This is a genomic window from Heliomarina sp. (assembly GCF_052826185.1).
In genome coordinates this window covers 68868-84772 of the sequence record NZ_JBRBUI010000048.1, presented here as the reverse complement: position 1 = coordinate 84772, position 15905 = coordinate 68868, and the positions used below count along the sequence as shown (strand labels likewise).

At 58.9% G+C, this 15905-nt stretch carries 15 protein-coding genes; all 15 read right to left on the bottom strand.

Translation table 11 applies throughout. The features are described from left to right. Window positions 1-11: 11 nt before the first annotated feature. The 15 genes from ACU0FH_RS16290 to ACU0FH_RS16220 all read right to left on the bottom strand — a co-directional run bounded on the left by ACU0FH_RS16290 (window position 12) and on the right by ACU0FH_RS16220 (window position 15829). Window positions 12-443, bottom strand: a complete 432-nt coding sequence (locus ACU0FH_RS16290) for an acyl-CoA thioesterase (protein WP_238372937.1) — start codon at window positions 441-443, stop codon at window positions 12-14. Continuing rightward, complete coding sequence (gene boxA / locus ACU0FH_RS16285; protein ID WP_446195706.1) at window positions 443-1636, bottom strand: benzoyl-CoA 2,3-epoxidase subunit BoxA; 1194 nt, start codon at window positions 1634-1636, stop codon at window positions 443-445. The genes ACU0FH_RS16290 and boxA overlap by 1 nt, the downstream gene beginning before the upstream one ends. Then, entirely contained in the window at window positions 1633-1809 is a 177-nt protein-coding gene (locus ACU0FH_RS16280; RefSeq protein WP_446195705.1) for a hypothetical protein, read from the bottom strand. The genes boxA and ACU0FH_RS16280 overlap by 4 nt, the downstream gene beginning before the upstream one ends. Window positions 1810-2016: 207 nt before the next feature. After that, entirely contained in the window at window positions 2017-3468 is a 1452-nt protein-coding gene (gene boxB, locus ACU0FH_RS16275; protein ID WP_446195704.1) for a benzoyl-CoA 2,3-epoxidase subunit BoxB, read from the bottom strand. 81 nt (window positions 3469-3549) lie between these two features. Continuing rightward, on the bottom strand, window positions 3550-5211 hold the full coding sequence (gene boxC, locus ACU0FH_RS16270; RefSeq protein ID WP_446195703.1) for a 2,3-epoxybenzoyl-CoA dihydrolase: 1662 nt from the start codon (window positions 5209-5211) through the stop codon (window positions 3550-3552). A gap of 153 nt (window positions 5212-5364) precedes the next feature. Beyond that, window positions 5365-5826: a DUF309 domain-containing protein gene (locus ACU0FH_RS16265; RefSeq protein ID WP_446195701.1), complete on the bottom strand. Its 462-nt coding sequence runs from the start codon at window positions 5824-5826 to the stop codon at window positions 5365-5367. Further along, on the bottom strand, window positions 5813-6637 hold the full coding sequence (locus ACU0FH_RS16260; protein WP_446195700.1) for an alpha/beta fold hydrolase: 825 nt from the start codon (window positions 6635-6637) through the stop codon (window positions 5813-5815). The genes ACU0FH_RS16265 and ACU0FH_RS16260 overlap by 14 nt, the downstream gene beginning before the upstream one ends. Next, window positions 6637-8169, bottom strand: coding sequence for a benzoate-CoA ligase family protein (locus ACU0FH_RS16255; protein WP_446195699.1), 1533 nt, complete (start codon window positions 8167-8169; stop codon window positions 6637-6639). The genes ACU0FH_RS16260 and ACU0FH_RS16255 overlap by 1 nt, the downstream gene beginning before the upstream one ends. 169 nt (window positions 8170-8338) lie before the next feature. Continuing rightward, window positions 8339-10144, bottom strand: coding sequence for a feruloyl-CoA synthase (locus tag ACU0FH_RS16250; protein ID WP_446195698.1), 1806 nt, complete (start codon window positions 10142-10144; stop codon window positions 8339-8341). Then, a complete protein-coding gene (locus ACU0FH_RS16245; RefSeq protein ID WP_446195697.1) occupies window positions 10128-10634 on the bottom strand; it encodes a MarR family winged helix-turn-helix transcriptional regulator in 507 nt (168 codons plus the stop codon). Before ACU0FH_RS16245 ends, ACU0FH_RS16250 begins: the two co-directional genes overlap by 17 nt. 4 nt (window positions 10635-10638) lie before the next feature. Then, window positions 10639-11406 carry a crotonase/enoyl-CoA hydratase family protein gene (locus ACU0FH_RS16240; protein ID WP_446195696.1) on the bottom strand — a complete coding sequence of 256 codons (768 nt, stop codon included), beginning with the start codon at window positions 11404-11406 and terminating at the stop codon, window positions 10639-10641. A 78-nt stretch (window positions 11407-11484) separates the two neighbouring features. After that, window positions 11485-12798 (bottom strand): TRAP transporter large permease, encoded by a 1314-nt coding sequence (locus ACU0FH_RS16235; protein ID WP_446195695.1) that lies wholly within the window; start codon window positions 12796-12798, stop codon window positions 11485-11487. Continuing rightward, complete coding sequence (locus tag ACU0FH_RS16230; RefSeq protein WP_446195694.1) at window positions 12785-13378, bottom strand: TRAP transporter small permease; 594 nt, start codon at window positions 13376-13378, stop codon at window positions 12785-12787. Before ACU0FH_RS16230 ends, ACU0FH_RS16235 begins: the two co-directional genes overlap by 14 nt. A gap of 64 nt (window positions 13379-13442) precedes the next feature. After that, entirely contained in the window at window positions 13443-14489 is a 1047-nt protein-coding gene (locus ACU0FH_RS16225; RefSeq protein WP_446195693.1) for a TRAP transporter substrate-binding protein, read from the bottom strand. Between the two features lie 125 nt (window positions 14490-14614). After that, window positions 14615-15829 carry a 3-hydroxybenzoate 6-monooxygenase gene (locus ACU0FH_RS16220; protein ID WP_446195692.1) on the bottom strand — a complete coding sequence of 405 codons (1215 nt, stop codon included), beginning with the start codon at window positions 15827-15829 and terminating at the stop codon, window positions 14615-14617. Window positions 15830-15905 lie beyond the last annotated feature (76 nt).

The following is a 15905-nucleotide window of genomic DNA, read 5'->3' as shown; positions in this document are numbered from 1 at the left end:
ACCGAAATACTTTAGCCTCGGATCAATGGCTCAACGATAGCCCGGATATCATCGGGTGCCGGAATGGTGCTGACTGTCGCCGCTTTTGTGAAGACACAAGTAAAGCTGCCCTCAAAGCACAGAACGCCGTTCTGACGGCCTATCACCTTGAAAGATATGGACTTGGTCCCAAGCTTTGTCGGGAAAACCTCGCAAAGCAATCGATGGCGCGGCGTTACAGGAGAACGAAAGTCGCATTCGAGGTGTACAAATGGTGTACCGAAACCACGGTCCATCTCGAGCTGATACCACCCGTCGCCGCCCAGCGTGTCTTCCCACCATGCGTCGATCGCTTCGAGTGCGAATACCGGAAGGCGACCGGTATAGGCGATCTTGGCCGGGTCGCAATCGCCCCAGCCGACGCGGATTTCATGCACAAAGCTCTTCTGCTCGGCATCCTTCATCAGTAGGTCTCGACGTGATAGCGGCCATCTTCGCGCATCGCATCGCGGACTTCTGTCCAGACCAGACCCTGCTTGCGCGCGATGTCGGAGAGCGCTTCTTCCACGCCTTGCTCCATCGCCTTTAGCCCGCAGATATAAATGTGGCCCTTGGGATCGCTGAGCAGCTTGGCGACCTGTTCCGATTCCTCGCGCAGCTTGTCCTGCACGTAATGCTTGCCACCCTCGGCCTCACGCGAAAAGGCAAAGACCTTTTTCATGAATGTGTCCGGCACTTTCTTGAGCGGCCCGAAATAGGGCAATTCGCCCTGACGGCGCGCCCCGAAGATCAGTGTCAGGGAGTCCTTGACCGAAGGCGTCTCCCGCTGGCGGCGCATGGTAAACCCGCGGAAAGGCGCCGAACCGGTGCCGGTGCAGATCATCATCAGATGCGCCTCTGGGTCCGACGGCAGCAGGAAGGTCGCACCAAAAGGACCAGTGACTTTGACCGTATCGCCCTTGCCGAGATCGCAGACATAATTCGAACACAGACCCAGATCTTCGCGCTTCACCGTCAATGAAACGTTGTTGTAGCCGGGCCGCTCCCCGTCGCGAGGCGAGGACACCGAATAAAGGCGCGGCAGGTGCGGCTTGCCCTCGTCATCGGTCCCGGGCGGGATGATCCCGATGGACTGCCCTTCAAGCACCGGAAACGGCTGCCCCCCAAAATCGAGGATGATATGGCGCACATCGCTGTCGCTACTGGCATCGGTCAGGCGATAGTTACCCTGAACCTTGGCCTCGGCAGGCTTGCCAAGGTTGTACATGTTGACGGTCGGCTTCGATGCCGTTGCCGGGGCTTTCGCCTTACCGCCCGCGCCCTTGTGCGCCTCGGCAAGCAGTGCAGCCATAGCGCCATCAAGCGCTTCGGTATCCGCGTCGCCCTCGGGACCGACTTCGATCTCTTCCTGTTCCGGAAGCTCCATCCATTCGTACTGTTCTTCCAGCGAATAGGGCTCGTTCACCACGCGCCATTCATCAATGGAACCCGTCGGACAGACGGGGATGCAATCCATGCAGAAATTGCACTTCGACGCGTCGACGACCACGTTGTTATCGTCATGTTCAATCGCCTGCACCGGGCAGGTCATCTCGCATGTATAGCAACGGATGCAGATTTCCGGGTCGATCAGATGCTGCTTGAGTGGCTTGTTCATTGTGTCTCGCGTTTCTTGGAAAGAACGATATCCGGAACGGTCAGGACATCAATCAATTCCGCGCAACGGCCAGAACAGTTTTCGCAGCCAACGCAGTTTCCCTGAACGTCGGGAAAAGCCTGTACCACCGTGGCGATGCGGGAAGAACCGGGCTTGGAACGCGAAATGATCATGGCTGTAACTCCGATATGCACAAGGGTGTTGCAGGCAGTTTAGCGAAGAATGCCGGCTCCGATCCATCTGGACGGGCGACTCACGCTACGGCTGGCTCATGACCGGAGGAAATTTCAGGCACTTCCCCTGGTCTCTGCTTGCAGAAGGGCCATCGCGGCCCCTCTCCCGTTGTCATCAGGCGCGGGGTGAAGGCCGAGCCGTAAGGCTCAGGCCATGTGAAGTTTGACGTATTCAAAATCGCCCGGCTTGTTGTCGATGCCAACTTTCGGCGGCGCGATCCAGCTTGCGAATTTACCCGGCTCATGCACCGGCTTCATCAGCGACTGGATGAAATCGCCATCTGCCTTGGTCGGCAGCCATTCGTCCTTGCGCTTGTTCCACTCGTCGGAGGAGATGATGTTGCCATCCGGGTCCACGGCCACTGCGCTGAAGACACCGATCTGACGGTGGAAACCTTCATGCGGCAGCTTGAGCTGGAAATCGACACCGGCCTTTTCGATGATCTTGTTCCAGCGGTTCACACCGCCAGCCGCGTCGCGGACGTAGTCGTCGCGCAGGCGCATGTTGATCGCCGTCAGCGCAGGTGCATCTTCAGTGATGATCTTGCCATCCCTGATGGTGCTCACCTTGTAGGTCGCGTCCTTGAGCTGGTGATCGTCGTCGATCCGGCTCTCCATATAGCGACCCTTGATGCCCGAGTTGAAAGCATTCGCTGCGTTGGTCGACACTTCCTGACCAAAGAGGTCAAGGCTGAGCGTATAATGCAGGTTCAGCTTTTTCTGGATCGTCGGCAGATCGATGACACCCAGATCACGGATCTTGTTGATGTCATAGGGGTCGGTGATCCCGGCCTTGTTCATCGCCTCGACGGTGGCCTGGATGGTGCGGCCCACGCCGGTTTCGCCCACGAACATATGGTGCGCTTCTTCCGTCAGCATAAAGCGGCAGGTACGCGACAGCGGATCGAAACCGGACTGCGCCAGCGACTCCAGCTGCATTTTGCCGTCACGGTCGGTAAAGTAGGTGAACATGAAGAAGGACAGCCAGTCCGGCGTTTCTTCGTTGAAGGCTCCCAGCATACGCGGCGCCTCCTCGGAACCCGAGGACCGGACCAGCAGGTCATCGGCTTCTTCGCGACCGTCGCGGCCAAAATATTTCTGCAGCAGATACACCATCGCCCAGAGGTGACGGCCCTCTTCCACATTGACCTGAAACAAGTTGCGCATGTCGTAAAGCGACGGCGCCGTCAGGCCAAGGAACCGCTGCTGTTCGACCGATCCCGGCTCGGTGTCGCCCTGAATCACGATCAGGCGCTTAAGCATGTTGCGATATTCGCCCGGCACTTCCTGCCATGCAGGTTCGCCAAGGTGTTCGCCCATCGGGATCTTACGATCCTCGACCTGCGGTGCCAGTAGAACGCCCCAGCGATATTCGGGCATCTTCACATAGTCGAACTTGGCCCAGCCCTTGGGGTCAACCGAAACGGCGGTCCGCAGGTAAACCATCGATTCCTGAAAATTCTGCGGGATCAGGTCGTTCCACCAGTTGATATAGCCGGGGTGCCATTTTTCAAGCGCCTTCAGCACTTTCTTATCGTTCGACAGCCCCACGTTGTTGGGGATCTGGGTGTCATAGCTGACGTTGATCAAATCAAGCATTTGTCTCTCCCTAGGCGTGGCGGGATCCTACCCACCCAAACAATTAGATGCGGGACGGGCATCACGCCCGTCCCCCTGTCGTCATACACGTTCCATATTGTATTCGCCGCGCTGGCCGGTGCCATAACGCTGCAAGGCACCTTCGGCCCCCACCGCGTTGGGACGCTGGAAAATCCAGTTCTGCCACGCGGTCAGGCGACCAAAGATCCGGGTCTCCATCGTTTCCGGCCCCGCAAAGCGCAGGTTGGCTTCCATGCCGGTCATTGCATCCGGGCTAAAGCTCGCGCGCTCTTCCATAAAGATCCGCACTTCGTCTTCCCAGTCGATATCGTCGAGGATGTAGGTCACCAGACCCAACTCATCCGCATCGTCCGCCTCCAACGGCTCACCGATCTTGGCTTTCAGCGCGTCGACTTGTTCAGGCTCACCCAAGAAACGGGTCTCAAGCCGGGTCAAGTCGTTGCCCATCGGGTAAGTGCCGAAATTGCTTTCGGAAAGCGTGATCGCGGCGGTCGGACGGTTGTCGCCTTCGAACTCGTCGAGCATCATGTAAGAACGGTCAACGGCCCAAAGCAGCTCGGCCAGTACGCCGGTATAGCAGGAACCATGTTCCACCAGCGCCACGAGGCTGCGCGAGGTCATATCCACACGCTTAAGCACACGCTTCCAGTATTTCAGCGTCTCGTTGGCCAACCAGTGATCGGCATTGTCGTGCAGCAGCTTTTCATGAGCTGCGAGAAGCTCCGGGTCGCCCTGCGTGGTGAATACGACCAGGCCAAGCTCACGCTCATTCAAACGCAGGTGCAGAATTGCGTCATCCAACTCACGGGCCAGGCGCAGGATATAGGCATCAGACCCCTGTGCCTGCATCGCATCCATATCCGCAGGCGCATCGGCGTCGGGGCCTTTCAGCAGAATGGTCGCCTTGCCGTTATCACGGTCCAGATCGACTTCGACCAGCGAATAGGTGACGGACCCATCCTCGCCAAACTTGCGATCCAGCGGCTTCAGCTCGATCCCCTTCAGGCCCGAAGGCTTCTTCGAAGCCGACGCAAACTCGGCTGCACGCTCCTTCACCGTGTCGTCGAACTTCGAATTCGCGACGACCTCATCAACCAAGCGCCATTCCTTGGCGCGCTCACCCCGGATACCTTCCTCGATCGAGCAGAACACATCGGCGCGGTCACGGCGGACCTTACGCTTGTCAGTGACGCGGGTCAGGCCACCGGTGCCCGGCAGAACGGCCAGCAGCGGCACCTCGGGCAGAGCAACCGACGACGTCGAGTCATTGGTCAGCATGATATAGTTGCAGGCCAGCGCAAGCTCATAGCCACCACCGGCACATGCACCCTTCACAGCGGCAATGTACTTCTGACCGGAATCTTCCTCGGCTGCTTCAAAGGTGTTGCGCGTCTCATTCGTGAACTTACAGAAGTTCACCTTATGCGCATGGCTCGCGCCACCCAGCATACGAATGTTCGCGCCGGCGCAGAACACTTTTTCTTTGCCCGACTGCATTACAACAACCTTGACCTCAGGATGTTCGAACCGCATCCGCTGAACCACATCCGCCAGTTCGATATCGACACCAAGGTCGTAGGAATTCAGCTTGAGTTCATAGCCGTCAAAAAGCCCACCGGTTTCATCGACATCCATGAACAGGTTCGCGACCTCGCCGTCATATTCCACCCGCCAGTGGCGGTACTTGGACGGATCGGTTTGAAAGTCGATGACCTTGGACATTTCACGCTCCCTTTAAGGATCTGGTTGTTATGCAACTTAATGCGTTCAAGAGTTCAGGTAAACCCCATATATGCAAAATAGTGCAGACTAAGTTTTCATTTTTTACAGCTAGTTAGCGGTTCACTGACAAATTTCCTAGTACGGAATTGTGCGTTATAGTGCACACTTCCCGTCTGAGAGATTCGCTTTCCCGCGCGTCTCTTTGATAAACCGCCGCACCTCGGAAAGCGGCACACCCATGATGGCACCTACTTCACCGCAAGCATCCAGATGTCCGTCTGCGATATCACAAAGCCGCCTGACAGCGTTCGGGCGGTCCATCTCCAGCTTCAGCGCGGCATTCGCCGTCTGAATAACGCCCTGAACGAACTGCCGCTCCGGCCCGTCCTCCAATGTCATCCAGACCGGCTCGAGAACTTCGTGCGCTTCCCAGAAATAGCCATGCCGCACAAAAAGCCATCCCGCGCGCCAGGCCAGAGTTTGCTCCAGTTCCTCAGGGCTCATCCCGGGCTGAACCGACGCATGAAACGCCTCGAACAGCGATTCATCGTGGCGCTCGTTCCGCCCCGGCACGTAAGCATGGGGCGGAAACGGAATATCCTCAGGCCGTTTCAACCTCGGCCGCCTCGATCCGCTCAAGCCGCGTCGCGAATTCGCTCACTGCGGCCAAAACCGCTTCGGTCTGCTCCAGATGCGGCGCATGCTGGCAACCGTCCAGAACGACCGTATCAACAGGCGAATAGGCCCGGTTTTCGATCTCTTCGATCTGGGCAAGCGTTCCGTACTGATCGTCACGCCCCTGTATCGCCAGCGTCGGAATACGGAGGTAGTCGATCACCTCAGCAACGTTCCAGCTCTCGAACTTTGGATCGAGCCAGACATCGTTCCACCCTTTGAACGCGATCTCGGGGTTCTTGTGATACTTGGCCATTTTCTGGGCCATATCGGTCGTCTCGAACGTTTTCTTCGTCTCGCGGATCGACTCGAGCCCCGCCGGTTCGGTAAAGAAATGCGGTGCCATCAGGACCAGACCACGCACCCGCAGGTCCGCAACGCTCCCCGCATAGATCGCGGCAATGGTCGCCCCGTCGCTATGGCCCATCAGGATGCCGCGCTCGAACCCCATCTGATCAAGCACCTGCGGCAGCACTTCAACTGCCTCGCGCGTCATGAAATCCAGTGGCTTAGGCAGCTCCGCAGCATCCGACTGGCCATAGCCAAGACGTGAATAGACGAAAACGCCCATGCCCGTTGCCTGGGCCAGTTTCGCCGGAAAATCGCGCCATAGCGCGGCGCAGCCCAGACCTTCGTGCAACAAGACGATGGTTGGCGCCTTATCCGGCGAGGGACCCAGCGCGAAATACTCAAGCTGCTTGCCGTCAACGGTCAGCGGCGTCTTGGGGTTTTCGGACCATTCGAGTGTCATCACGCGGGCTCCCTCAATTTGAATCGCTGGATCTTGCCGGTCGCCGTCTTGGGAAGTTCGTCAACGATATCGACCCAGCGCGGATACTTCCACATGCCGATCTTTTCCTTCACGAACTCTTTCAGATCACCCAATTCCGCGCTGCTGTCCTTTAGCACCACGTAGGCTTTCGGTTTTTCCAGCCCCTTCTCGTCAGACCATGGCACGACGGCGGCCTCCAGCACAGCGGGGTGTTCCACCAACGCCTGCTCGACCTCGAACGGGGATACCCAGATGCCGGACACCTTGAACATGTCATCCGTCCGACCGCAGTAGACATAGCGCCCGCCTTCGGTCAGCTCGTACTTGTCACCTGTCCGTGTCCAGTGCCCTTCAAAGGTGGAACGCGACTTGTGACGGCGGTTCCAGTACCCGTCCGCCGAGGACGGCCCACGCACCAGCAATTCACCGACTTCGCCCACGCCGACATCTTCGTCATGCTCATCGACAAGACGCACCTCATAGCCCGGCACGGCTTTGCCAGAGGTGCCATAAACGATGTCACCGGGCGAATTTGACAGGAAGATGTGCAGCATCTCGGTAGACCCGACACCATCGACAATCGGCGCCGCCCAAAGCTTTTCCCAGCGCTCGCCAATCTCACGCGGTAGCGCCTCACCGGCCGAGGTGCACAGCCGCACGCAATGATCCGGCTGCCCACCCGCCTTTTCCTGTGCCGCGACGAGGGCAGCGTAAAGCGTTGGGACGCCGCAAAAAATGGTGGGCCGTTCCTTTGCCATCACCTCGAAAACTGCGTCGGGCGTCGGACGTCCGCCGAAGATAACCGTGGTCGCGCCGACGGACATCGGGAAGGAAATCGCGTTGCCCAGACCATAGGCAAAGAACATCTTGGCGACAGAGAACACCGTGTCCTGCTCGGTAATGCCCAGAATCTGCGCGCCGAATGTATCAACCGTGGCTTTCAGCGAGGAATGAACGTGGCGCACCCCTTTGGGCGACCCGGTCGACCCCGAAGAATACAGCCAGAAAGCCAATTCGTCCTCGTTGGCCTCGACCGCTTCGACGGGTTCGGCGTCCGTCGTGAAATCGTCAAAGCTAATCGTTCCTTCGGGCGCGTCGCCTATCACGACCACCGCGCGCAGAAACTTGTTGTCTGCGACAGCTGGTGCAACAACCTCCCAAAGCTGTTCCGACACCACAAGCACCGTAGCGCGGCTGTCGTTCAGAATCTCTTCGTAGATGCCGCTCGACAAGAGCGTGTTCAACGGTACCGGGATGGCCCCGGCCTTGATCGAACCCCAGAAAACAACGGGGAATTCGATCTGGTCCCGCACGATCATGGCGACACGCTCTTCGCGTCGCACGCCATGCTTGCCCAGAGCCCCGGCAAAAAGCGAAGTTTCCCGCGCGAGGTCGCCGTAGGTCAGGCTGCGCTGTGCGCCGTCCGCCTCGCGAAAGGCGACCTTTTCGGCGCGGCCTTCGTCCAGATGACGATCCACGAAATAGACCGCCGCATTGCCCGATGGTGACATAGGAACCTCCCCGCTCTGCGCACCGCTTTCCTCGCAACGCGTCCTGCGCGACTCGGATATGCGGAACAATATCTCCTCTCAGCGCTTATGCAACATAATGCCTATATTTGGCAATATACTGCATAAACTTTCTTGGAGCTTTGCGACGGTTCACCGGGACAAATGACGTCTATACCCGGATGACCGCCTGATCCTCGTCATCATAAAGCCGGTCCAGCAAGGCCTTGCGGCGCATCATGATCTTGCGGAAGTTGAGGTTGCCCTTTGCCGTAATCTCTCCGTCGGCAATCGAGGGTGGCTCGGACAGGACCACGGCCCGGCTTATGCGGTTCGACTGACCCGCTGCGGTTTTGGCCAATTCGGCAAGCCTCTCTCCGATCTGAGTGTGCAATATATCTCCGGTAAAAACGCCATTGTCGTCACGCAGCGCACCAGACGCCGCCAGTTCCGCCCCTGGCACGATCATGACGCCCACCTGCCCACGGCCCTCGCCGGTTACCACGAGATCAGCGGCCAGCGGTGTCAGCGCTGCCAACGCATCCATCCGCAATTGCGCCGCCCGCACCCATGTGCCGGTCAACAACTTGAAGTCCTCGGAAATCCGCCCATCAAAGCGCATCCCCTTGCTCATATCTTCGGGGTCGACAAAACCCATCGCGTCGCCGGTCCGGAAAAAGCCTTCTTCATCAAAGGCTTCCTGCGTCTTGTCTTGGGCGTTGTGATAGCCCGCCATCACATTCGGCCCCTTGACGCGCACCTCGTAACGGTTTTCCTCGTTCGGCAGCAGCTTGATCGTCACGCCGGTCAGCGGCACGCCAACGATGCCGGAACGATCCGTCGGTTCGTGCTGGATAAGCGAGGCAGGACCGGTTTCGGTCAGCCCCCACGAGGTATTCATAAGTGGCACCTGACCCCGCACCTCGCGCGCCATATCCTCAAGATCGCGCCAGACATCCTGCGGCAGCGAGGCGCCCGCGTAAAAGATCATGTCCAGCTCGCGGAAATAGGTCTCGCGCAGCGCCTTGTCCTGCTTCATCGCGTCGCGCAGCATTGCGAACCCGACCGGCACGTTGAATGCCAGTGTGCTGCTCATCAGGCCAAGGTTCTCGATTGTCCGGTCGATCAGACCCTTCGCCGGTTTGCCTTCGTCGATATAGAGGCTGCCGCCATTTGCCAGCATCATGTTGAAATTATGAGACCCTCCAAAAACATGGTTCCACGGCAGCCAGTCTACGATCCGGGGCGGACGTTCCCGCAGGAATGGCAGCGCATCGGCAAGCTGGGTCTGGTTCGCACACATCATCCGATGGGTCGTCATCACCCCCTTGGGACTCGAAGTCGAACCAGAGGTCATCAGGATCTTGACAACACTGTCCGGACCAACCCCGGCATGGGCGGCATCCACGTCCGAGCTGTCGGCCCGCAGTAGATCGTCCAACAGTGTCTGACCCGCACCCGCATTGCGGCTGACAACGACGGACCGGCCTGCCATTTCATCCATGCCAAGCGAACCGGCGAATTTCTGGCCATCCACTGCATAGATCATCGCCGGGTCGATCACCTCGAGAATGTGCAACAGCTGCGCCTGCGCCCCGGGAATGAGCGAATACTGCTCGGCCACCGGAACCGCGGGAATACCCACGTATTGCGCGGCAAGGGCCAGCAACCCGTGATCGACACCGTTGCCTGAAAGGATAAGGATCGGCGTATCCTTGTTCAGTCCCCGCGCAATCAGCGCCGCGCCAAGCGCACGCACCTGCTCAAGCGCCGACTGATAGGAAACCTCGCGCCAGCCGGGGCCGCTTCTTTCCGCGAGGAACACGTGATCCGGGCTTTTCTCTGCCCAATGGTGCAGCCAGTCGCCGGTGGTCTCGACCACGGGCGACATTTCATAGCCAGAGGTCAGCAGGATGCTCCCGTCGGGCTGGTCCGTGCGATTTACTTTATGGTGCCGGTATTCAGGACCGTTCTCCATTGTCGTCTTCCTCCCACTGAACAGCTTCGATCAGGCCAAGGGCCGAGACCAGAAGCTGCCGTTTCTCCTCATCCAAATTCTTTGTCATGCGATCATCATGCGCCCGCACCGCCGCCGTCGCTCGCTGGTAAAGCGCACAGCCTTCCTCTGTCGGCCGCAACGCATAGGCCCGCCTGTCTCCCTCGGCGGGGGCCCGGCTGATCAGCCCGGCCGCAACCAGCTGATCCACGATCAGCACCATGTTGGGACGTTCGATCACCAGCGCATCGGCAAGCTCAGCCTGCCGCAGACCCGGATTGTCCACGATCACGACAAGCGCCGAGAACGTGAGCATCCTAAGGCCGAAAGGTTCAAGCACGTCCTTGAGGTCCGCCTGAATAGCGTGAAAGGCGCGTTTCATCGAATAGCCCGTGAAACTGCGCAGGGTTGCGTCCCGGGAGGGCTCGTGACCAGAGCCCGCCTTGAGCGCAGGATCCGCCCTGTTCGCCATGATCCTAGCGGAAACTCGGCTGGCGTTTTTCCAGGAATGCCGCAAGCCCCTCGACCGCATCCGGGCTGGTCTGCGCGATGGCCGCGCACAGGCTTTCGGCAAAGAACCCGTCCGCCTTGGCCATGTCCTCGATCCGGGAAATACCCTGAACCATGATGTAATTCGACAGCGAGGCATTCTCTGCGATCTTGTTGGCAAGCTCATAAGCCAGCGGCAGGGACTCACCCTCTCCCACCGAATAATGCGCCAGACCCAGCGCCTTGCCCTCGTCGGCACCGTATTTGCGCCCGGTCAGCATCATCTCGATCATCCGGTCGGCGCCAAGGATGCGGCCGACGCGAACCGTCGCGCCGCCGCCCACAAAAATGCCGCGCCGCCCTTCGGGAAGCTGAAAAATGCAAGAAGGCTCGGCAATGCGCACATGGGTCGCCGTGGCCAGCTCAAGCCCGCCGCCAATCACCGCGCCCGTCATCGCCGACACAATAGGCAGGCCCCCGTACTGGATACGATCCATCACCTGATGCCAGTTGCGTGAATGGCGCATGGTTTGCTCGGCATCGCGCGCCACATGCTCGCTCAGATCGAGGCCCGAGCAATAGTGCCCGCCGCTTCCGGTCAGCACCACGCAACGCACACCTTCGGGCGGATTGCTGAAGAATGCGTCGAGCTCGGCCAGCAGCCCGTCGGACATGGCATTGCGCTTGGCCGGGCGGTCCATTGTGAGGGTCGCGATGCCCCCGTCCACTTCGACCTTCAGGAATGGTTGTGTCATTGCGGCCTCCCCAACTGCAAATCCGTTATAAGGCATAACTGTTATATCTAGTAACAGTTATGCCGGAAAGATTTATTTCTACGGGATCAAGAACAATGTGATCGCCGGAAATGCGACCAGCAGGACCACCCGAACAAGATCCGACCCGACAAAGAAGATCACCGCCTTGTAGGTCTCGAGGATCGGAGTCTTCGGATCCATCGAGTTGATGATGAACAGGTTCATCCCCACCGGCGGCGTTATCAGCCCCACCTCGACAACGATCAGCACCAGAATGCCGAACCAGATCGCCACATGCTCGGCCGACATGCCGAAATCCAGCACCGAGATCACCGGGAAAAAGATCGGGACCGTCAGCAGGATCATCGACAGGCTGTCCATCAGGCACCCGAAGACAAGGTAAAAGACAAGGATCAGCGAGAGGACCGTCAGCGGGCTGAACCCCTGGCTGACCACGTAGTTCGACAGTTCCTGCGGCACCTGCGTCAAAGCGAGGAAGCCGTTATAAAACCCGGCGCCCAGCACGATGAAAAAGATCATCGCGGTGGATTTCCCGGTGACAAAGAAGCTCTCGATCAGGGTCTTCCACGTCAACCCGCCGTTCAGCAGGGCGATCACCCCGGTCCCGGCAGCCCCCACGGCAGCTCCTTCGGTTGGAGTGAACCAGCCAAGGTAGATCCCGCCGACGACGAGGCCAAAGACAAGCAGAACCGGCCAGACATCGACCAGCCCGCGGAACCGGTCGGCCATTGGGACCGGCGGACGCGTACCCGCGGATTCCGGGTTTAGTCGAACGTAGATTGAAATTGCGATGACATAGCCGATCGCTGCAAGAATACCCGGGATAAAGGCCGCAAGGAAAAGCTTGGCGATGTTCTGCTCGGTCAGGATCGCATAGATGACGAGTACAACCGAGGGCGGGATCAGGATACCCAGTGTCCCGCCAGCGGCCAGTGTAGCGGTCGAAAACCCGCCCTCATAGCCGTATTTTTTCAGCTCGGGCAGAGCGACCCGGCCCATCGTCGCCGCCGTGGCAAGCGAAGACCCGCAGATCGCACCGAAGCCCGCGCAGGCACCGATCGCCGCCATCGCGACGCCGCCGCGGCGGTGGCCAAGAAACCCTTCGGCCGCTTTGAACAGGGCCGTGCTCATGCCGCCCAAAGTCGCGAAATGCCCCATCAGCAGGAACATGGGCACGATGGTCAGCGAATAGCTGGAGAAAGTGGTGTAGGTTTCGTTCTTGAGGCGCGAGAACGCCATATTGGTGCCATCGGTCACGATGGTCAGGCCGACAAGCCCGACAAGGAACATTGCAAGCCCGATCGGCACGCGCAGAAAGATCAGGACCATCAGCGCCGGAAAGGAATAGATTCCGATTTCAAGTGTGCTCATCAGCAACCTCCACACCTTCCCGGATGACGATGTTGCCGGTCAGAAATTCATAGATACGCACGAAGGCGACGTAGATGCTGACGAGGGCCGACACGACCGCGCCGAACAGGCTCGCCGCATAGGCCCACCAGACCTTGAACTGCAAAAGAAAGCTGGTTTCCCCATAGCTCATCTTAGACAGCATGCCTTCGTAAAGCCGCCAGGCGATCAGCACGAGCGTCGCGGCAAAGACCACCTCGATAACCGCCCGCAGGAAACGGTTGACCCGGGGGCCCATCATGTTGGCAAAGATATCGACCGATGCATGGCTCGCGGTAATTTGGCACAGCGGGATAAAGGCAAAGATCGCAAAAGCCACCCCGGCCTCGACCAGTTCGAAATCCCCGGTGATCGGGCCGACCCCGGCGCCAATGGCCCAGTCGGCAAAACCCGGTGCCACCGATTGCATGAAGTTACCGTGGAAGAACCCGTTTAGCAGGCGCCCGGCAATCGATACGCATGTAAGAATGATCAGCAAACTCAGGACGATGCCGCCCAGAATCGCCATGAAGCGGGAAAGTCCCGTCATCAAGGTCTTCATGTCCCATCCCCGTCCCAATGACAGAAAGGGCGCGGCTGATCTCGCCGCGCCCTCTCAGATGTATTTAGTCAGTGTATTTGTCGATCAGCATCCGGGCTTTCTCGAGCAGCGCCTGCCCATCCTTGCCCTTGCTTTCCATGTCGGACAGCCATGCATCGTACACGGGCTGGGCCGCTTCTTCCCAGGCCGCCGCATCTTCTTCGGATACGGTGATGATGTTGTTGCCAAGATCGACAGCGATCTGGCGTGCGGGGCCATCGGCATCCGCCTGCGTGCCACCAGCAAAGATCGAGAATTCAACGCCGGAATTGTCGTCGATGACCTTTTTCAGATCGTCGGGCAGGCTTTCGTACTTCTGCTTGTTCATCGCCAGAACAAAGGTCAGAACATAGAGCGCCTTGCCGTCGAATTCGGTGTGGTTGTGCACCAGCTCCGACACCTTCAGCGCCGGCGTCACTTCCCACGGAATGGTGGTACCGTCGATCACACCCTTGGACAGCCCCTCGGAAACGGCCGGAACCGGCATCCCGACCGGCGTTGCGCCCAGTTCGGTGAGCAGCATGTTGACCGAGCGCGAACCGCCGCGGATCTTCATGCCCTGCAGATCCTCGGGCGAATTCACCGGATCCTTGGAGTGGATCATGCCCGGCCCGTGCACCCATGTGCCGAGGATATGAACATCCTGAAATTCGGTGTCCTTCAGGTCTTCCTCGAAGATTTCCCAATAGGCTTGGCTCATCGCCCGCGCGTTGGTCATCATAAAGGGCAACTCGAACACCTCGGTGCTGGGGAAGCGGCCCGGCGTGTAGCCGACCACGGTCCACACCACGTCAGCAACGCCGTCGATCACCTGGTCCATCAGCTCTGGCGGCTTGCCGCCCAGCTGCATGGACGGGTAGATGTCAACCTTGATCCGGCCGTCCGAACCTTCTTCGACATTCTTCGCCCAGACTTCCAGAACGTCCTTAGGGACGTTTGCCTGCTGCGGCAGGAAGTGGTGCATTTTCAAGGTAACTTCCTGAGCCAGCGCCGCCGTGCCCATGAAACCGGTCGCCAGAGCTGCAAGTGCTACGCCGCCCATCGCGCCCAAAAGCGTTCTACGTTTTGTCATAAATTTCCTCCCTTTAGACCTGTACTTATGCAATATACTGCCGTAACGGAGATATATTGCAAGCAGGCCTTACCAACGGCTTGGCATAAAAACCGCTGATTCGGCAAGTTTGTTATGTCGTATATCTATCTTTGGGTCCGGGTTTCTGCGGAAATGGCACCTTCAAGCCCCGTACTGCCATACAGCCAATCGATCTGATCGTACCATTCATCGGGCGAACGCGCGTTCATGACAGCATTTCGCAGCTCTGCATGGGCACCTGCTGGATGGTAGACATGCTGCCCAATCTCCCGCGACTGTAGCTGCACCCGCGCGGTGCGCAAGCGACGTTTATCCTGATAGGCCGCCAGAGTGGCTTCGATATTTCCGTCACCCTCGCTCATCAGGTGTGACAGGCAGACAGCATCCTCCATCGCCATGCAGGCCCCTTGCGCAAAATATTGCAACATTGGATGAGCCGCATCCCCCAGCAGCGCCACGCGCCCGTCGACCCAGTTCATCACCGGATCGCGGTCGCAAAGAACCCACAGCTTCCAGTCGTTGCCCTTGTCGATGATTTGCTTGGCAATCGGCGCCACGTGCTCAAACCCACGCCGCACCTCGTCATGGCTCACCGGTTTGCCCGCGACCGGTTCGGGCGCGTCATTGTGATAGGTCACGACAAGATTGAACATCTTCCAGCCCTTGAGCGGGTAGTGCACGATATGGCATTTCGGCCCGGCCCAGAGCGTCGCCGCATTCCAGCGCAGATCCTCCGGCATTTGTTCAGTAGGAATGACCGAGCGATAGGTGGTGTGGCCCGACACACGCGGCGCGCCGTCATTCAGCATCTGCTTGCGGATGTTCGACCAAAGCCCGTCGGCCCCGATCAGCATGCAGCCGGTCACACGGCTCCCGTCCGACAGGATCGCCGTCACCTGATTGCCGTCCTGATCATAGGACTCGACGCCGCTGTTCGTGCGCAGCTCGACCTTGGGATGATTTTCACAGGCCCGCAGGAACACCCCGTGCAGGTCGCCCCGATGCACAACTGCATATGGGTTGCCCATCCGTTTGCGAAACGCCTCATCCAGCGGAATGCGGGTGATCTCCTCACCACTCAGCGCATCCATAAGGCGAAGATTGTCGATATAAACCGCCATCTCGCGGGCGGTTTCCCCGACACCAAGGTAGTCGAAAGCATGAAAGGCGTTCGGCCCAAGCTGGATGCCCGCACCGATCTCGCCAAGCTGCGCGGCCTTTTCCAGCACCAGCACCGAAAAGCCTTTCTGGGCAAGGCCAATCGCCGTCGCCAAACCGCCAATACCACCACCGGCCACAAGGATCTGATCGTTGGACATGACTTCCTCCCTCGCCCTTTTTCACGGACGAACGCTTTCCCCGGGCATCGGGGTCAGTAACTCACGTTGAAATGAC